The sequence below is a fragment of the Stenotrophomonas sp. YJH_SMC_33 genome (assembly GCF_059372295.1).
In genome coordinates this window covers 189,907-206,395 of record NZ_JCAFVJ010000006.1, presented here as the reverse complement: position 1 = coordinate 206,395, position 16,489 = coordinate 189,907, and the positions used below count along the sequence as shown (strand labels likewise).

Annotated in this window: 12 protein-coding genes; 6 read left to right on the top strand and 6 right to left on the bottom strand. The window is 66.9% G+C overall.

Features of this window, described 5'->3' with window-relative positions; genetic code table 11:
• Positions 1-206 precede the first annotated feature (206 nt).
• On the bottom strand, positions 207-1,091 hold the full coding sequence (locus tag AC5P9W_RS11935) for an OmpA family protein (protein WP_080375071.1): 885 nt from the start codon (positions 1,089-1,091) through the stop codon (positions 207-209).
• Positions 1,088-1,453 carry a DUF4398 domain-containing protein gene (locus AC5P9W_RS11930; protein WP_005415160.1) on the bottom strand — a complete coding sequence of 122 codons (366 nt, stop codon included), beginning with the start codon at positions 1,451-1,453 and terminating at the stop codon, positions 1,088-1,090. Before AC5P9W_RS11930 ends, AC5P9W_RS11935 begins: the two co-directional genes overlap by 4 nt.
• Positions 1,454-1,574: 121 nt before the next feature.
• Between AC5P9W_RS11930 and AC5P9W_RS11925 the strand changes: the two genes are divergently transcribed.
• From AC5P9W_RS11925 to AC5P9W_RS11915, 3 genes are all read left to right on the top strand, one after another.
• Positions 1,575-2,702, top strand: a complete 1,128-nt coding sequence (locus AC5P9W_RS11925; RefSeq protein WP_049416904.1) for a PilT/PilU family type 4a pilus ATPase — start codon at positions 1,575-1,577, stop codon at positions 2,700-2,702.
• 108 nt (positions 2,703-2,810) lie between these two features.
• Positions 2,811-4,094 (top strand): putative DNA modification/repair radical SAM protein, encoded by a 1,284-nt coding sequence (locus AC5P9W_RS11920; RefSeq protein WP_457895049.1) that lies wholly within the window; start codon positions 2,811-2,813, stop codon positions 4,092-4,094.
• On the top strand, positions 4,075-5,571 hold the full coding sequence (locus tag AC5P9W_RS11915; RefSeq protein WP_111097800.1) for a UdgX family uracil-DNA binding protein: 1,497 nt from the start codon (positions 4,075-4,077) through the stop codon (positions 5,569-5,571). Before AC5P9W_RS11920 ends, AC5P9W_RS11915 begins: the two co-directional genes overlap by 20 nt.
• A gap of 33 nt (positions 5,572-5,604) precedes the next feature.
• Here the strand turns inward: AC5P9W_RS11915 and maiA are convergent, their stop codons facing one another.
• Together maiA and AC5P9W_RS11905 are read right to left on the bottom strand one after the other, a co-directional pair.
• Complete coding sequence (gene maiA, locus AC5P9W_RS11910) at positions 5,605-6,273, bottom strand: maleylacetoacetate isomerase (protein WP_111103843.1); 669 nt, start codon at positions 6,271-6,273, stop codon at positions 5,605-5,607.
• A 14-nt stretch (positions 6,274-6,287) separates the two neighbouring features.
• Positions 6,288-7,277, bottom strand: a complete 990-nt coding sequence (locus AC5P9W_RS11905; protein ID WP_019660949.1) for a fumarylacetoacetate hydrolase family protein — start codon at positions 7,275-7,277, stop codon at positions 6,288-6,290.
• Between the two features lie 898 nt (positions 7,278-8,175).
• On the opposite strand from AC5P9W_RS11905, the gene AC5P9W_RS11900 reads away from it, so the two are divergent.
• A complete protein-coding gene (locus AC5P9W_RS11900; RefSeq protein WP_495219256.1) occupies positions 8,176-9,588 on the top strand; it encodes a DEAD/DEAH box helicase in 1,413 nt (470 codons plus the stop codon).
• A gap of 536 nt (positions 9,589-10,124) precedes the next feature.
• Here the strand turns inward: AC5P9W_RS11900 and AC5P9W_RS11895 are convergent.
• Positions 10,125-12,719: a M14 family zinc carboxypeptidase gene (locus AC5P9W_RS11895; RefSeq protein WP_031270202.1), complete on the bottom strand. Its 2,595-nt coding sequence runs from the start codon at positions 12,717-12,719 to the stop codon at positions 10,125-10,127.
• A gap of 73 nt (positions 12,720-12,792) precedes the next feature.
• Positions 12,793-15,432, bottom strand: coding sequence for a TonB-dependent receptor plug domain-containing protein (locus AC5P9W_RS11890; protein WP_111099285.1), 2,640 nt, complete (start codon positions 15,430-15,432; stop codon positions 12,793-12,795).
• 191 nt (positions 15,433-15,623) lie between these two features.
• Here AC5P9W_RS11890 and queD point away from each other — a divergent pair, with 191 nt between their 5' ends.
• Positions 15,624-15,986 (top strand): 6-carboxytetrahydropterin synthase QueD, encoded by a 363-nt coding sequence (gene queD / locus AC5P9W_RS11885; protein ID WP_005407953.1) that lies wholly within the window; start codon positions 15,624-15,626, stop codon positions 15,984-15,986.
• A 118-nt stretch (positions 15,987-16,104) separates the two neighbouring features.
• The gene (locus AC5P9W_RS11880; protein ID WP_019660945.1) at positions 16,105-16,452 is read left to right on the top strand and encodes a phasin family protein; all 348 of its coding nucleotides are present in this window, start codon (positions 16,105-16,107) and stop codon (positions 16,450-16,452) included.
• The last annotated feature ends 37 nt before the right edge of the window (positions 16,453-16,489 follow it).

The following is a 16,489-nucleotide window of genomic DNA, read 5'->3' as shown; positions in this document are numbered from 1 at the left end:
GCGCACGTCGATCTGCTGCGGTTCGCGCCCTGCTTGCATCGGCCCGGCCCTCCCATCGTCCGGTCCGCGGCATTGCGTCCCGGACGATTGACCCTACGCCTGCTCAAGGCGGGGTACAAGACCCCTGCGTCAAAAAGACCGAACCCCGCCGGGGCGGGGTTCAGGCTGAATGCTCATCACAACGAAAAACAAACAATATCAATGCATTACGGGGCAATGATGACCTCGGCCGAGCGCGCCCGGGTGGACGCAGCCTTCTTGCCGCTGACCTGGATGCGGTTGCTGGCGACACCACCCGCGACCAGGGCGTCGCGCAGCGCTTCGGCACGCTTCTGGCCCACGCCGTTGGCGCTGTCGTAGGCCTCGATGCGCAGGCGCCCCTTCTTGCCGATGTTCAGGTACTCGGCCAGGGCCTTGGCCTGGTTGCGGGCGCCACCCGACAGGCTGGAGGCGCCTGCGGCGAACGCGTCACCACCGAAGGTGAAGACCTCACCGCGAGCGTCGAACTTCGAACCGGGCAGCTTCTGCCCGGACACCAGCTCGGCTTCCTCCCGGGCCAGCCTGGCAGCGTTCTGCTGTGCGGCGCTCAGACGCTGCTGCTGCTTGCCGGCCACGCTGGTCAGGGCGTTCTCGGCGTCCTGGCGGGCCAGGGTCTCGGCTTCGGCGGCCTGGCGCAACCGTTCGGCCTCCTCGGCCTGCATCTGCGCCTGCATGCGCAGCTGCTCGGCTTCCTGGCGGGCACGGGCGGCATCGCGGCGGCTGGCCTCGATCAGCAGGTCGCTGCGGGTACGCTCCAGGCGGTCGACCTCGCGCGCGGCCAGCGCGGTGCGCACGGCGGTCTCGGCAATCTCCACCCGGCGCTCGGCCAGGTACGTGGCCAGCTCCTGGTCGCGGCGCTTGGCCTTGTCCAGGGTGGCGATGGCCTGCTGCGCCTGCATGCGCTCGAAGGCGCCCAGCTCAGCGGTATCGGGGTTGGCCTGGATGGCCATCAGGCGCTGGCTCAGCTGCGCCACCATCGGGTTGTCGGCGGCCGTGGCCAGGGTCGGCAGCGCCAGCAGCGCGGCCAGGGTTGCGGCGGTCATCGGCTTCACCGGCGGTCCTCCCCGGTCGACAGCTGGCGCTGCAGCTGGTTGACCTCGTTGCGGCGCAGCTGCAGCTGCGCGGTGACGGTGGCTTCCTCACTGCGGACGCGGGCCAGGTCGGCATCGGCGGCGGCGCGCAGGGCCATCGCCGGCGCATTCTTGCGCTCGCGGCGGTCGCCTGCGGCGCGCTGGGCCTGCTCCAGCCCCTGCCGGGCCAGCCCGATCAGGTCCGGGGCGTACTGGTCGGCATCGGCCTGGGTGGCCTTGTCGACCGCCTGCCGGGCCTGCGCCAGTTCCAGGGCGGCGTCCTGCGCCCAGGCGGGGGCAGACAGTGCGAATGCAAACGCCATCACATACAGGCCATGGCGCATTCGTGCGAAGCTAAGTCGTTTCATTGGGGAGGCCGTACCGGTTGTCGGTTCACGGCCATTGTCGTCAAGCCGACACCGTGCTGGCAACGGGCGTCGGCCGTTTCGTTGGGGAAAATTCGCAATGGATATCGGCTACTTCCTGAAGCTGATGACCGAAAAGAACGCTTCGGACATGTTTTTGACCACCGGGGCACCGGTCTACATCAAGATCGAGGGGAAGCTCTATCCGCTGGGCAACACCGGCCTGCCGCCGGGCATGGTGAAGAAGATTGCCTACTCGCTGATGGACGAGGGCCAGGTGCCGCAGTTCGAGCGCGAACTCGAGCTCAACATGGCCATCGCCCTGCCCGACGCCGGGCGCTTCCGCGTCAACGTGTTCAAGCAGCGGGGTGAGGTCGGCATGGTCATCCGCGCCATCCGCAGCCGCATCCCGAGCATCGAGGAGCTGAACCTTCCGCAGGTGCTGAAGGACGTCATCATGACCCCGCGCGGGCTGGTGCTGGTGGTGGGGTCCACCGGCTCCGGCAAGTCCACCTCGCTGGCGTCGATGATCGACCACCGCAACAGCACCACCACCGGTCACATCCTCACCATCGAGGACCCGATCGAGTACCTGCACAAGCACAAGATGTCGATCGTCAACCAGCGCGAGGTCGGCCTGGACACCCATGCCTTCCACAACGCGCTGAAGAACGCGATGCGTGAAGCGCCGGACGTGATCCTGATCGGCGAGATCCTGGATGCGGAAACGATGGAGGCGGCGATCGCCTTCGCCGAGACCGGCCACCTGTGCCTGGCCACCCTGCACTCCAACAACGCCGACCAGACCATCGAGCGCATCCTCAACTTCTTCCCGGAAAGCGCGCACAAGAACGTGCTGATGAACCTGGCGCTGAACCTGCGCGCGGTGATCAGCCAGCGCCTGGTGAAGAACAAGGAGGGCCGACGCCTGCCGGCCACCGAGGTGCTGATCAACACGCCGATGATCCGCGACCTGCTGCGCCGCGGCCAGGTGCACGAAATCAAGGCGGCGATGGAAGCCTCGCTGGAGGAAGGCATGGAGAGCTTCGACCAGTGCCTGTTCCGGTTGGCCAAGGCTGGCACCATCGAGCAGGAGGAAGCGCTGCGCGCGGCCGACTCGCGCGATGGCCTGGCGCTGAAGTTCCGCCTGTCCGAAGGCAGCAGCGGCGAGCACGACCCGTACGCGGATTTCTCGGCCGGCGCGCCGAGCATCACCCACGGGTTCTGATCCGCGCAGCTCTTTCGACACCGGTAGCGCCGGGCCATGCCCGGCGCAAGCCTGAAGGATTCAGGGCCGGTCTCATCCATTGAGACCGCTCATCCGTAGGTTTCCGCAATGGAAACCATCCGCAAGCTTGCCATCCTGGCTGACGCCGCCAAATACGATGCCTCCTGCGCCTCCAGCGGCTCGGGCAAGCGCGACTCACGCGCCAGCGGCGGTATCGGCAGCACCGAGGGCATGGGCATCTGCCACAGCTATACACCGGATGGCCGCTGCGTTTCGCTGCTGAAAATCCTGCTGACCAATTTCTGCATCTACGACTGCGCCTACTGCGTGAACCGGGTCTCCAGCAACGTGCCGCGTGCACGTTTCAGCGTAGACGAGGTGGTCACGCTCACCCTGGACTTCTACAAGCGCAACTATATCGAGGGCCTGTTCCTCTCCAGCGGCATCATCCGCAATGCGGACTACACCATGGAGCAGATGGTGGAGGTGGCCCGGCAACTGCGCGAAGAACACCGCTACGCCGGCTACATCCACCTCAAGACCATTCCCGAGGCCTCGCCGGAACTGCTGGCCAGTGCCGGGCGCTATGCCGACCGCCTGTCCATCAACGTGGAACTGCCGACCGAAGCCGGCCTGAGCGCCTTGGCGCCGGAGAAGACGGTTCATTCCATCCGTGGCGCGATGGGCGAACTGCGTTGGCGCATCGAGGAAGCCAAGGAGGCGCGCAAGGCCCCCGCAGCGGTGGCGCCGACGGCCAGCCGCATCGCACGCCCGCGCCCTCCCCGTTTCGCCCCGGCCGGGCAGAGCACCCAGATGATCGTCGGCGCGGACGGGGCAAACGACCAGCAGATCCTGGCCAGCGCCGACAGCCTGTACGGCAACTACCGCATGCGCCGGGTCTACTACTCCGCGTTCAGCCCGATTCCGGACGCCAGCCGGCAGCTGCCACTGCAGCCGCCACCGTTGCAGCGCGAACATCGCCTTTACCAGGCTGACTGGCTGCTGCGCTTCTACGGGTACGGCGTGGATGAGATTACCGATACCACCCAGGACGGCATGCTCGACCTGGATATCGACCCGAAGATGGCCTGGGCGATCCGCCATCCCGAGCGCTTTCCGGTCGATCTGAACCGGGCACCGAAGGAGATGCTGCTGCGGGTGCCCGGCCTTGGCGTGCGCAACGTCAAGCGCGTGCTGATGGCACGCCGTCACGGGCGGCTGCGCGTGGCCGACATCGCGCGCCTGAAGGCACCGATGAGCAAGCTGCTGCCGTTCGTGCTGCTGGCCGACCATCACCCTCGCAAAGCACTGGACGACCCGGCGGCGCTGCGCGCGCAGCTGGCCCCGCCGCCGCGACAGGGTTCGCTGTTCGATGCCCCGTCCGCGGCCTGACGCGCAGCGCTGGTCGCTGCGGGTGGATCCGCCATGGTCGCTGGAGGCCTGGCGCAGCGGTGCGCGCGAAGCCCTGCTGCGCGGCGTCGCGCCGGAGCAGCTGGACTGGCTCGAGGGCAGCGACGCATCACTGCTGGACGCGCCCGCGGTCACCTCGGCGCCCGCACAGGCCGATGCTGGCGCACCGACGGTACCGCGCGACTTCCTGGAACTGGCGGCCACCTGCCTGTGCCATCGCGACGGACAACGCATGGCCCTCCTGTACCGGTTGCTGTGGCGCATCGCCCATGGCGAACGCTCGGTGCTGTCAAACCCTGCCGATGCCGACGTACTGAGGGCGATGGCCATGGCACAGGCGGTCCGCCGCGACACGCACAAGATGAAGGCATTCGTGCGCTTCCGCGAAGTGCCTGGCCAGCCTGATGCGTTCATCGCCTGGTTCGAGCCGCAGCACCACATCGTCGACCGGGTCGCGCCGTTCTTCGCGCGCCGTTTCACCGGCATGCGCTGGGCCATCCTCACGCCTTCGCGCAGCGTCGCCTGGGATGGGCAGGCGCTTGCCTTCGGCCCCGGTGCACTGCGCGAGGACGCCCCGGCCGAGGATGCACGCGAGTCGCTGTGGCAGACCTACTACGCCAGCATCTTCAATCCGGCGCGACTCAACACACGGATGATGATGCAGGAGATGCCGGCCAAGTACTGGCGCCACCTGCCTGAAGCACAGTTGCTGCCACGCCTGGTGCGCGACGCCGCCGACCGCGTGCAGGAAATGCATGACCGTCCCGCGCAGGCACCGCAACGCAGGATTCCGCTGCGAGCGAACCCTCCGGCATCGGCAGCCGAAGCCAGCAGCCTGGACAATCTGCGCGGACAGGCCAGCGCCTGCCGCCAGTGCCCGTTGTGGGAGCAGGCCACGCAGACCGTGTTCGGACAGGGGCCGGCAGGGGCCGGGGTGATGCTGGTCGGAGAACAACCCGGCGACACCGAGGATCTGCGCGGGCAGCCGTTCGCAGGACCCGCCGGCCAGGTGCTGGACCGCGCACTGGCGGAGCTGGGAATCGATCGCGCCCAGCTGTACCTCACCAACGCGGTGAAGCACTTCCACCATGAGCGGCGCGGCAAGGTGCGGCTGCACAAGCGGCCGGAGAGCCGTCACATCCAGGCCTGCCGGCCCTGGCTGATGGGTGAGATCGCGCGCGTGCGGCCGCAGGTGATTGTGTGCCTGGGCGCGACTGCGGCAGCCTCGGTATTCGGTCGAGATTTCGACCTCTCACGCGACCGCGGACGCTGGCACACCCTCGAAGACGGCACCCGCGGCTACGCCACGGTGCACCCGGCGTGGGTGCTGCGGCAGACCGACGATGCACGCCGCGAGGCCGGCTATCGGCTGTTCCGGGAAGACCTTCGGCAGATGTTGCGAGGGGATGGGGCATCCGCCGGGCATGGCCCGGCGCTACCACGGACCGGGGACCGGTAGCGCCGGGCCGCGCCCGGCGAGCGAAGCGGCCCGTCAGGCAGCGTCGGGCTGGTGTTCCGGACGCGCGCGGTCGAATGCGTCCAGCGCTTGGCACGCCGCTTCGATGCGGCGCAGGGTCGGGTACGGTGCCAGGTCCAGGCCGAAGCGGTGGGCGTTGTACAGCTGCGGCAACAGGCAGATGTCGGCCAGGCCAGGACGGTCGCCGTGGCAGAAGGTGCCGGTGTCGCGGCTGTTGGCCAGCATCGCTTCCATCGCGTCAAAGCCTTCGGCGATCCAGTGCAGGGTCCACTGCGTGCGGGCGTCGGCGGGCAGCTGCAGGTCGCGTTCCAGGTACTGCATCACCCGCAGGTTGTTGATCGGATGGATATCGCAGGCCACAAGCTGCGCCAGCGCCCGCACCCGTGCGCGGCCCGCAGGATCGGCCGGCAGCAGCGGCATCTGTGGGAAGCGCTCTTCCAGGTACTCGATGATCGCCAGTGACTGGGTCAACGTGTGCCCATCATGCAGCAGGGTCGGCACCAGCTGCTGCGGATTGAGCGCGCGGTAAGCCTCATGGTGCTGCTCGCCACCGTCGCGCACCAGATGCACCGGCCGCGCCTCCCAGGCCAGGCCCTTCAGCTCCAGGCCGATGCGCACGCGGTAGGCGGCGCTGGATCGCCAGTAGGTGTACAGCACGATGCCGTCGTCGACCGGAATCTCCATCGCCGCCTCCATGCTCAGGGCCTGGCCGCCTGTTCGATGCGCTGCTCGATCGCACCGAAGATGCTGTTGCCGGCAGCGTCGAGCATCTCGATCCGGACCACGTCACCGAAGGACATGAACGGCGTGCTCGGCTTGCCGTCACGCAGGGTCTCGACCACGCGCTGCTCGGCGAAGCACGAGGCACCCTTGCTGGTGTCTTCATTGGCGATGGTGCCCGAGCCGACGATGGTGCCGGCACCCAGCGGGCGGGTCTTGGCCGCATGCGCGACCAGCTGGGCGAAGTTGAACTGCATGTCCACGCCCGCCTCCGGCGCACCGAACCACTGGCCGTTGATGTGGGTCAGCAGCGGCAGGTGCACCTTGCTGTCCTGCCACGCAGCACCAAGCTCATCGGGGGTGACGAACACCGGCGACAGCGCCGAACGCGGCTTGGACTGCAGGAAGCCGAAGCCCTTGGCCAGCTCGCCCGGGATCAGGTTGCGCAGCGAGACATCGTTGACCAGGCCGACCAGCTGGATGTGGCTGGCGGCCTGTTCCGGGGTGGCCGCCATCGGCACGTCGTCGGTGATCACCACGATCTCCGCTTCCAGGTCGATGCCGTAGTCCTCGCTGACCACCTTGACCGCATCGCGCGGGCCGTAGAAGCCCGCACTGGTGGCCTGGTACATCAGCGGGTCGGTGTAGAAGCTCTCGGGCACCTCGGCACCGCGGGCGCGGCGCACGCGCTCGACGTGCGGCAGGTAGGCGCTGCCATCGACGAACTCATAGGCACGCGGCATCGGTGCGGCCAGCGCCTGCGGATCGAGGTCGAACACGCCATCGGCGTCGCCAGCGTTGAGCGATTCGTACAGGGCGTTCAGGCGCGGCGCGATGTGGCTCCAGTCCTCCAGGGCCTGCTGCAGGGTGGCGGCAATGCCGGTGGCGCGCACGCCGTGGCGCAGGTCACGCGAGACGACGATCAGGGTGCCGTCGCGGCCGCCTTCCTTCAAGGAACCAAGCTTCATGGTGGGTGTCCGGAGTCGTGGGCAAACAAGTTTCAAGTGTAATCAAATCTGCGACGACGCCAAGCTGCAGCGCGGCATCGGTCCACCCTACCGTAGTGGGGGCTTCGGCAGGGCTTGCAGCCCTGCACCTGCTCAATGCAACGGCAACGGCAACGGCAACAGCTGGCTTTCCGTGGGTTGCCGGGGCGGTGCCGGATTGCGGGGACGCCGCAAGTACGTCCCTGTAGGCTTGGCCGCGGCATCCATGCCGCGGACACCCCGCAATCCGACACCGCCCGCCCTCGACACATTCCGGCGACTGCTGGTGGATGTCGACCTTGGTCGACACATTGGTCAGATATCGAATGGAATTCCGGGGGACAGATCCGTTTTCCAAAGGAAAGCGGATCTGACACCAAGAGACGTCCCAGCAGCTCGCGGGAAACTGTCGAAGGCGGGGTGGGCCCGGTGGCGGGAGTGTCCGCGGCATGGATGCCGCGGCCAAGCCCCCATGGACGGGTTTACGGCGTCTCCCGCCACCGGACCCACCCCGCCATCCCTCAGGAAACCCGCTTTTGACGTTGACGTCGCTTTGGCCTCTGCGGGTGCAGGGCGCAGCCCTGCAGAGAGAACCCCTTACCTGAACAGGCCTTTTTGCGTGAAGTCTCAAACATCGTTTAGACTTGCGGGGTCTGCAGCGGCCGTCCGTTTCCCTTCGGGATCGCCGGCGACCAGGGTCCGCCCTCTTCGCCCGCCCCCACTCCGACGCCGTTCGTCACGCATTCCAGCCTGCGCTTCGTGCCGGCTGCACCCAATTCTCGCAGCGCGGTTCACGGGAACGCTCCGAGTCAGCCGATCACTTTGATCTGCCCCCGTCTGTCCGTTCGGACAGGCGTTTCTTGTACCTGGAGCAATCTCAATGTCTTTTGAATCGCTGGGCCTGGCGCCCTTCCTGCTGCGTGCGCTTGCCGAGCAGGGCTACGAAAACCCGACCCCGATCCAGCAGCAGGCGATCCCGCTGGCGCTGGCCGGTCGCGACCTGCTGGCCGGCGCACAGACCGGTACCGGCAAAACTGCCGCATTCGGCCTGCCGTTGCTGCAGCACCTGGGCACCGCCTCGCAGGAAGTGCGTGCCGGCCCGCGCAAGCCGCGTGCGCTGATCCTGGCCCCGACCCGCGAACTGGCCACCCAGGTGCATGACAGCCTGCGCGGCTACAGCAAGTACCTGCGTATCCCCAGCGCCTGCATCTACGGCGGTGTCGGCATGGGCAACCAGCTGGACATCCTGCGCCGTGGCGTGGACCTGCTGGTGGCCTGCCCGGGCCGCCTGATCGACCACCTGGAGCGTCGCAGCGTCGACCTGTCCGGCATTGAACTGCTGGTGCTGGACGAAGCCGACCGCATGCTCGACATGGGCTTCCTGCCGTCGATCAAGCGCATCCTGGCCAAGCTGCCGAAGCAGAACCGCCAGACCCTGCTGTTCTCGGCCACCTTCGAGGACAACATCCGCCAGCTGGCGCTGGAGTTCATGCGCAACCCGGAACAGATCCAGGTGACGCCGAAGAACACCGTGGCCGAAACCATCACCCACCGCGTGCACCCGGTCGATGCCGGCCGCAAGCGCGACCTGCTGCTGCACCTGCTGGCGCAGGACAGCCGCGAGCAGACCCTGGTGTTCGCCCGTACCAAGCACGGCAGCGACAAGCTGGCCACGTTCCTGGAAAAGTCGGGCATCAAGACCGCGGCGATCCATGGCAACAAGAGCCAGGGCCAGCGCCTGCGTGCGCTGGGCGACTTCAAGGCCGGCCGCGTGACCGTGCTGGTGGCCACCGACATCGCTGCGCGCGGCATCGACATCAACGAGCTGCCGAAGGTGATCAACTTCGACCTGCCGATGGTGGCCGAGGACTACGTGCACCGCATCGGTCGTACCGGCCGCAACGGCGCGACCGGCCAGGCGATTTCGCTGGTGGCGCAGGATGAAGTGAAGCTGCTGCGCGCGATCGTGCGCCTGCTGGGCCGCGACATGGACATCCGCGATGTACCGGGCTTCGAACTGCAGGTTCCGATCCGCTGGGGCAACAGTGCGCCGGGCAAGGCCGAGCACGATACCGGTGAGCGCGCACCGCGCAAGAGCCACGCGCGCCGTCCGCACGGTGATGCGCCGCGCCATGCGCATGCCGGCCCGAAGAAGGCCGGCGGTGGCCGCCGCGAAGGCGGTGGAAATGGCCAGCGGCGTGCAGGTGCCGGCCAGGGCCAGCGCCGTGGCGGTGGTGGCAATGGTGGCGGCCGTGGTCGTGGCCAGGGTGGCGGCGGTGGTCGCGCTGGCTGATCCCAGCTGACATGGAGGGTGCTTCCCGCTGCGCGGGGGGCTATCGAAGGACGGCGCTGACGCGCCGTCCTTTTTTGTTGCCGGCTACCGGGTGACAAAGCACGCGGTGGCAGTACCGAGGGCGGATGGGCATGGGGGCAGCGCAGAACACGCTGTAAATACGTCCATGTAAGCTCGATGGCGCCATCCATGGCGCCAACGGTTCTGCGCTGCCCCCATGCCCATCCGCTTCAAGCATTGCCGGCGCCTTCTTCTCCCGCCGGGTAGCCGGGAGAAGAAAGATCAAATTCAAATTCAAAGTCAAAAGCCGAAGCCGCAATTCCTGGCTTTGCCTTTGCTTTTGCTTTTGCCCTTGCTCCCGCCTTGGGGTCTGATGCGTCCGCGCCCGCAGGAAACTGTCATGGGAGGCAGGGGGCCTCAGCCAGGACCGTTGGCGCCAAGGATGGCGCCATCGAGCCCCCATGGATGGGTTCACGGCGTGTCCTGGCTGAGGCCCCCTGCCTCCCAAGCACAACAACGACTCGGCGCCAAACGCCTCAACCCCGCGCCTTACCCGGATTCACCAGATTCCCGAAGAAGATCGCGTTGATCAACAACCGGTCCGTGCCGTGCCAGTACTTGCGGTGCGCCGGGTCATCGGCAAACAGCACCACGTTGCCCTGCCCCTGCGCCGACACCAGCACCCACGCGCTGCCCGCCACCCGCGCACGGTTGCGCTCGGAAAGATAGCCATTCACCCGCGGCGGTGTGTCGATGCGTACCACCGTCGAGAACGGATTCGTGCTCGGCTGCAGCGTCACCGTGCTCTCCTTGTTGATCGCCAGTTGCCGGCGCGGCACGCCAAACGCCAGCGGATGACTGGTGTCCACATCGGCGCTCAGGATGTTGCCGCTGACCCGCTCGATCGCGGCGATGTCGCGCTGGTCACCGAATGCACGGCGGCTCTCGTCGGCAGTCTCTTCTTCCTTGCCGAGCTTCTCGCCGTCGGCCAACTTCTGCTCGATCGCCCACTTCGATGCACTGCCGTAGGTAACCAGCGAGCCACCCGCCTGCACCCAGCGCTTCAGCGCAGCCACCGCCGTGGTATCGACGCCGGTGTAGGTACCCCCGGACAGCACGATCGTGGTGTAGCGGTCCAGGGACACTTTGCCCAGCTGCTGCGGGTCCAGCTTGCTGGCAGGCAAATGCAACTGCTGGTCGAGCAGGAACCAGGCCGAGCCGATCTCGGTGGCGGCCACGCCCTCACCCATCACCAGCGCAACCGCGGGTTTGCGCAGCGCCTTGACGCCGTCACTGCCCAGATCGATGCCTTCGCGGCTGCGGCCACTGGACAGCGCGTGCACCTGCACACCTGCCTCGCGCGCGGCCGATGTCACTGCCTCAAGCAGCGCCGCGCCCTGCAGCGCTTGCCCGGCAACCGGAATCACCAGGCTGCCGGCGGCGAAGCTGACGTCGCCCTGCGCGGTCGCGGTGGTGAACGGCTGGAATGCTGCACGTGCGCTCACGCCTTTGCCCTGCAGCGCGGCCAGCGCGCGCCCGGCGTTGTAGTCGCGCCAGTCGATCGCGTAGGCGAACCCGGCCTGGCCACCCAGCACCGCGCCCTGCTGCGCCGGCAACGCAGTCACCCGTGCGCCGCCTTCGATACGGCTGCGGCTGCCGGCGAAGGCCACGCCGTAGGCCGGTGCGATTGCATAGCTGGTGCTGCCGTAGAACACGTCGCCCTTGATCGGCGGCGTCTCGGCAAAGATCGAATGCACCAGGCGGAACTGCGCCTGCTGCACCTGCACCACGTAGGCGCTGCCGGCATCGAAGCGCTGCCCATCGACGGTGACTGCACGCTCCAGCGCACGTACCTCGATGCGATGCAGCAGCAACAGTTCCAGCAGGCGACGGGTCAGTGCCGGATCGTGCGCGTCGCCGAACACGAAGCTCTTCACCGGCTGCTGTGCGGCCTGCTTCAACGCGCTCTGGAAGAACTGCTTCTGCAGGTCGAACAGGCCACTGCGCTCGGCCACTGCACCACGCACCGTGCCCAGCCCGGTGGCGACCTGGTTGCGGACGGTGAACGGGAAGGTCAGCAGGCCATTCACCGATTCCTGCACGCGGCCACGTGAACTGGCCTGCTCGACGGTGACGCCGACCGCGCCGTGGAAGTCCGGATAGGTCGAGCCGTACACCGGCGAGAAGTTGTCGAAATTCTCGCCGGTGTAGTACAGCGAACCCAAGGCATCCAGCGCCTGCGCGTGGTACTTGGCCAGGGTCTTGTTGAACTCGTACGACGGCGCCGGAATCAACGGGCTGTGCATGCTCTTCGGCGAAGGCTCGAAGTAGTAGGTGCTGTCCTTGCCCATTTCGTGGAAGTCGATCTGCACGTTCGGGTACCACTGGTGGAACACCTCCACCTTCGGCCGCGAGTCCTGCTGGGTCAGGGCCAGCCAGTCGCGGTTGAGATCGGTGAAGTAGTGGTTGGTGCGGCCCTGCGGGAACGGCTCGACGTGCTCCTTGTCAGCCGGGTCGGCCGAGGCCGGATCGGAGGCCCACGCGTTGTGCCAGTTGGCGGCGCGATCGCGACCGTCCGGATTCTGCGCCGGGTCGAACAGCACCACCGCCTGCTGCAGCCATTGCTGGGTCTCGGCACTGCGGTTGGCCACCAGGTAGTAGGCGGTCAGCATCGCCGCCTCGGCGCTGGAGGTCTCGTTGCCATGCACGCTGTAACCCAGCCACACCACCACCGGGCTGTCGCCCGCCGCACTGCGCGGCTGCGCCGGATCGACCAGGGTCGCGTGCTGCTGGCGGATCTGTTCCAACCGCGCGTGGTTGCCGGCAGCGGTTACCGTGGCGATCAGCAACGGGCGGCCCTCGTAACTGCGGCCGATCTCGCGCACGCTGATCTTGTCCGAGCGTTTCGCCAGTTCCTGGAAGTACGCCACCAGCTGGTCGTGCCGGGTGTAACGGCTGCCGATCGGGTAGCCGAGGAACTGCTCGGGTGTGGGAATGGACGTATCGAACGCGGCCGCGTCGACGGCCTGCGGGAAGAAGTACGCACTCTGTGCCTGCGCTGGCTGCGGGCAGGACAGTGCGGTGGCGGCGGCGATCAGCAACGGAAGAACGGCACGACGATGCAAGGACACGGTGACTCCCCAGGACACAACGGCAGACGGTCGCGCGGCCGGCTCCCTGAAGAAACCGGCCGCAGCGGATGGATCAGAAGCGGTAATCAAAGCCCAGCGTGAAGTAGCGGCCGCGCAGGTCGTACTGGCTGAAGTCGTATGGCGCGCGGATGCCCGGGAACGAAGCGTCGTACGGCGGCGTCTTGTCAGCCAGGTTCTGCACCTTGGCATACAGCGTCAGCTTGTCGATGCCGGTGTAGCCCAGGTACAGGTCGTACTGGCTATAGCTGCCGACGCGCTGCTGCACGGCCTTGGCTGCGGTGCTGGCTTCCTGGCGGTAGCTGCTGGTGTAGTACCAGGTTACTGCGGCGTTGAAATCACCGTACTTCCAGTCCAGCGTGGTGGTGGCCTTGTCCTTGGGCAGGGTCGCGCCCAGGTTGCTGCCGGCGTAGTCCACCAGCGGGCCACCGACCACGGTCGGGCGACGGTAGTCGCGCACGTGGGTGTAGGCCGAGGACACGGTGAAGTCACCCAGCGCCGCGGTCGGGATGCGCTGGCGCAGTTCGACGTCGATACCCGAGGTCTTCAGCTCGCTCAGGTTCTGGTAGCGGTTGTAGACCGCCTGCAGCTTGCCGCGCTCATCGCGCTGCACCGCGCCAGCCACGTTGTCGTTGACCAGGGTCTGGGTATTGTTGGTGCCGACCAGGTTGTCCAGCTGGATGCGGTAATAGTCCACGCTCAGGTTGGTGTTGGCCCACGGTGACAGCACCACGCCGAAGTTCACGCTCTTGGTTCGCTCCGGCTTCAGTGCGTTGTTACCGACGGTGAAGAAGGTCGGGTTCTGGCGCGAGCCCGGCACGTCCGGATCACGCGGATCAACCACGCTGCCGTAGGCGATGCTGGTGCTGTTGGAGTTTTCCGACAGCGACGGTGCGCGGAAGCCCTTCGAAGCGGACGCACGCACCAGCAGGACATCCAGGGGCTGCCAGCGCAGGCCGATCTTCGGCGAGAACGCATCGCCGAAATCGTCGTAGTGGTCGGCGCGCGCGGCGGCGGACAGCTCCAGCGTCGAGGCCAGCGGCACGTTCACTTCGGCGTAGGCCGCACTGACCTGGCGCTTGCCGTGTACTTCGGCAATGGCCGGGCGCACCTGCAGGCCGGCATCGATCTGCCACGGGTTGTTGGAGTCGAGCTTTTCGCGGCGCCACTCGGCACCGGCCGCGAAGCCGATCTCACCCGCCCAGGTATGGCCCAGGCTGCCGGAAATCTTCGCATCGATACCCTGCAGCTTGGATTCGGCCGGACGCAGCGTGGCGATGTTGATCGAATCGCGCACCGACTGCGGCGTGGCCGCCGGGTTGAGCAGGTTGTAGCTGCCGGTGGCCAGCGCGTCGGCCAGCGCCCAGCGATTGGCGAAGCCGCCGGACACGCTCTCGCGCTCGCTGCTGCGCGCACCGAATGCAGCCACTTCCCAGTCCCAGTTGGCGGTGGTGCCGCGCAGGCCGAACACGCCGCGATAGGCCGTGGATCGGTTGGTCTTGATGGTGCCACCAAGGTCGAAGAACGTGTACTCGATCGGGATCGCACGGCCGTACGGGTTGTACGGATTGTTGGCCGGCAGCAGCGACGACACCGGCTCGGCCAGGCCGCTGTTGGCGTTCAACGCGAAGCGGCCGCTTTCCAGGGTGAAGAACGGGCTGCTGCCGAACCACGCGGCGCTCTTGATCTGGCTGTACAGCACTTCGCCGAAGGCCTCGACGTTGTCGTTCAGGCGGAAGGTGCCGTTGGCATAGGCCTGGTAACGCTTGGTCGAGGGGATCAGCGTGGTGAACGGCGCCTGGTTGAAGCCGCAGGTGTCACCGGACAGGCCATCAATCGGCGCGCTGGCAACGCGGGTGGTGCCGGCCGGGCAGTTGCCGTTGGCGTCGAGCATCGGCACCGACACGCCGTTGATGAGGTAGCGCGCGCCCTTGGCCGACCAGCCGTTCCAGCGGCCACCCGGCTTGTCGGTGTAGATGCCGCTCCTGGTCAGGTTGCGTTCGTCCTGGTCCAGGCGCTCACGGTTGTACCCCTGCAGACTGAAGAGGATGTTGTAGCCATCGGTGTCGAGATCACCCAGGCCGCCGACGAACTTCAGGTTCTGCTCGTGCAGGCCGCCCTGGTCGGCACCGCCGAAGCTGCCGCCGATCTCGGCGCCTTCGAAGTTCTGCCGGGTGATGATGTTGACCACGCCGGCCACGGCGTCGGAGCCGTACACCGCCGAGGCGCCGTCCTTGAGCACCTCAATGCGCTCGACCGCGACCAGCGGCAGCGCATTGAGATCGACGAAGGTGTCGGACAGGCCACCGGCCGGGAAGCCATAGTTGGCCAGCCGGCGGCCGTTGAGCAGCACCAGCGTGTTCTTCTGCGACAGGCCACGCAGGCCGATGCCGGCCGAGCCGGACGCCCAGCCATTGTTGGTGGTTTCGTTGGCAGCGTTGCCGGTGTTGGCCGAGATCGAGCGCAGCACGTCGGCGACGGTGGCCTTGCCGGTCTGTTCCAACTGCTGGCGGCCGATCACCTGCACCGGGTTGGAGGCCTCGGTATCGGTGCGCTTGATGTTGGAACCGGTGACGCGCACGGCGGCCAGGGTGCTGGCTTCGCCACTGGCGTCGGCGGAGGTTTCGGCGGCGGCGGACAAAGGCGCGGCCAGAGCGACGGCCAGGGCCGCCACGAGCAGGGTGTGCTTGGGCATGACGATGTGGGGAGGTGGAAAGGGCGACGTAGTTCCGCAGTAGTCCATGCCTGGCCGGGGTCCGGCCAATAACATCTCTTCATACGGATATAAGAGAAACTATCATCTCTTCATCCGGATGGAAAGAACTACTTCACGAAAGTCCAACAATCGCTCAGGATGGCCGGCCACCGGCGGCGTACAATCGCGCCATGGAAATCTTCAAAGTCTTCATGCTCGAGGCGGCGCACCGCCTCCCCAACGTGCCGCCGGGTCACAAGTGCGCGCGCCTGCATGGCCACTCGTTCCGGGTGGAACTGAAGGTCGAGGGCGAGCCCGGCGCGCAGACCGGCTGGATCATGGACTTCGGCGACGTGAAGGCGGCTTTCCAGCCGATCTATGACCGCCTGGACCATCACTACCTCAACGACATCCCCGGCCTGGAGAACCCGACCAGCGAGAACCTGGCGGTGTGGATCTGGAACGAACTCAAGCCCAGCCTGCCGGCGCTGAGCGAGATCACCGTGCACGAAACCTGCACCTCCGGCTGTCGCTACCGCGGCCCGACGGCCTGATCAACCCATTGATCTGAAAGGCTTTTCAAAGGCGCCCCGAGCGCCTTTGTTATTTTTGTTGCATTGCCGCATCAACGGCGTATGCTGCAATGCATCAAGCCACTCCCTGATGCCCCCCATGGCCGCCGCCTTCAGCGATCGCTTCAGTGATGCCACCCGCCAGTTCGCCGCCGCCGCAACGCGCGCAAACCGATTGGCGTTGGAGAACGCGGAAAGCATGTTCGGCGTGCAGTTGAAGGTGATGGAGCGCAACCTGACCGCGACCGGCGGCTGGCTGGGCGAACTGGCCCGCAGCGACGACGCGGCCGGGATGCTCAACAAGGGCGCACAGCTGTGGCAGGACAACCTGCAGCGGCTGGGCCAGGCCCAGCAGGACGTGGTCGGTCTCGGCCTGGTGGCCAGCAAGGCGTGGTCCGAACTGGTGCAGGGTTACAACGAATCAACGGCGGACGCGAGCAACCACTGACGCGACGCAACGCTCATTGCGTGGGTCCCTCCCCCCA

Bases quoted from the DNA above. Each gene is read 5' to 3' on its own strand.
- AC5P9W_RS11890 (WP_111099285.1), bottom strand. From the start codon at position 15,432: ATGCCCAAGCACACCCTGCTCGTGGCGGCCCTGGCCGTCGCTCTGGCC.
- maiA (WP_111103843.1), bottom strand. From the start codon at position 6,273: ATGGAGATTCCGGTCGACGACGGCATCGTGCTGTACACCTACTGGCGA.
- AC5P9W_RS11925 (WP_049416904.1), top strand. From the start codon at position 1,575: ATGGATATCGGCTACTTCCTGAAGCTGATGACCGAAAAGAACGCTTCG.
- queD (WP_005407953.1), top strand. From the start codon at position 15,624: ATGGAAATCTTCAAAGTCTTCATGCTCGAGGCGGCGCACCGCCTCCCC.
- AC5P9W_RS11900 (WP_495219256.1), top strand. From the start codon at position 8,176: ATGTCTTTTGAATCGCTGGGCCTGGCGCCCTTCCTGCTGCGTGCGCTT.
- AC5P9W_RS11915 (WP_111097800.1), top strand. From the start codon at position 4,075: ATGCCCCGTCCGCGGCCTGACGCGCAGCGCTGGTCGCTGCGGGTGGAT.
- AC5P9W_RS11880 (WP_019660945.1), top strand. From the start codon at position 16,105: ATGGCCGCCGCCTTCAGCGATCGCTTCAGTGATGCCACCCGCCAGTTC.
- AC5P9W_RS11905 (WP_019660949.1), bottom strand. From the start codon at position 7,277: ATGAAGCTTGGTTCCTTGAAGGAAGGCGGCCGCGACGGCACCCTGATC.
- AC5P9W_RS11930 (WP_005415160.1), bottom strand. From the start codon at position 1,453: ATGCGCCATGGCCTGTATGTGATGGCGTTTGCATTCGCACTGTCTGCC.
- AC5P9W_RS11920 (WP_457895049.1), top strand. From the start codon at position 2,811: ATGGAAACCATCCGCAAGCTTGCCATCCTGGCTGACGCCGCCAAATAC.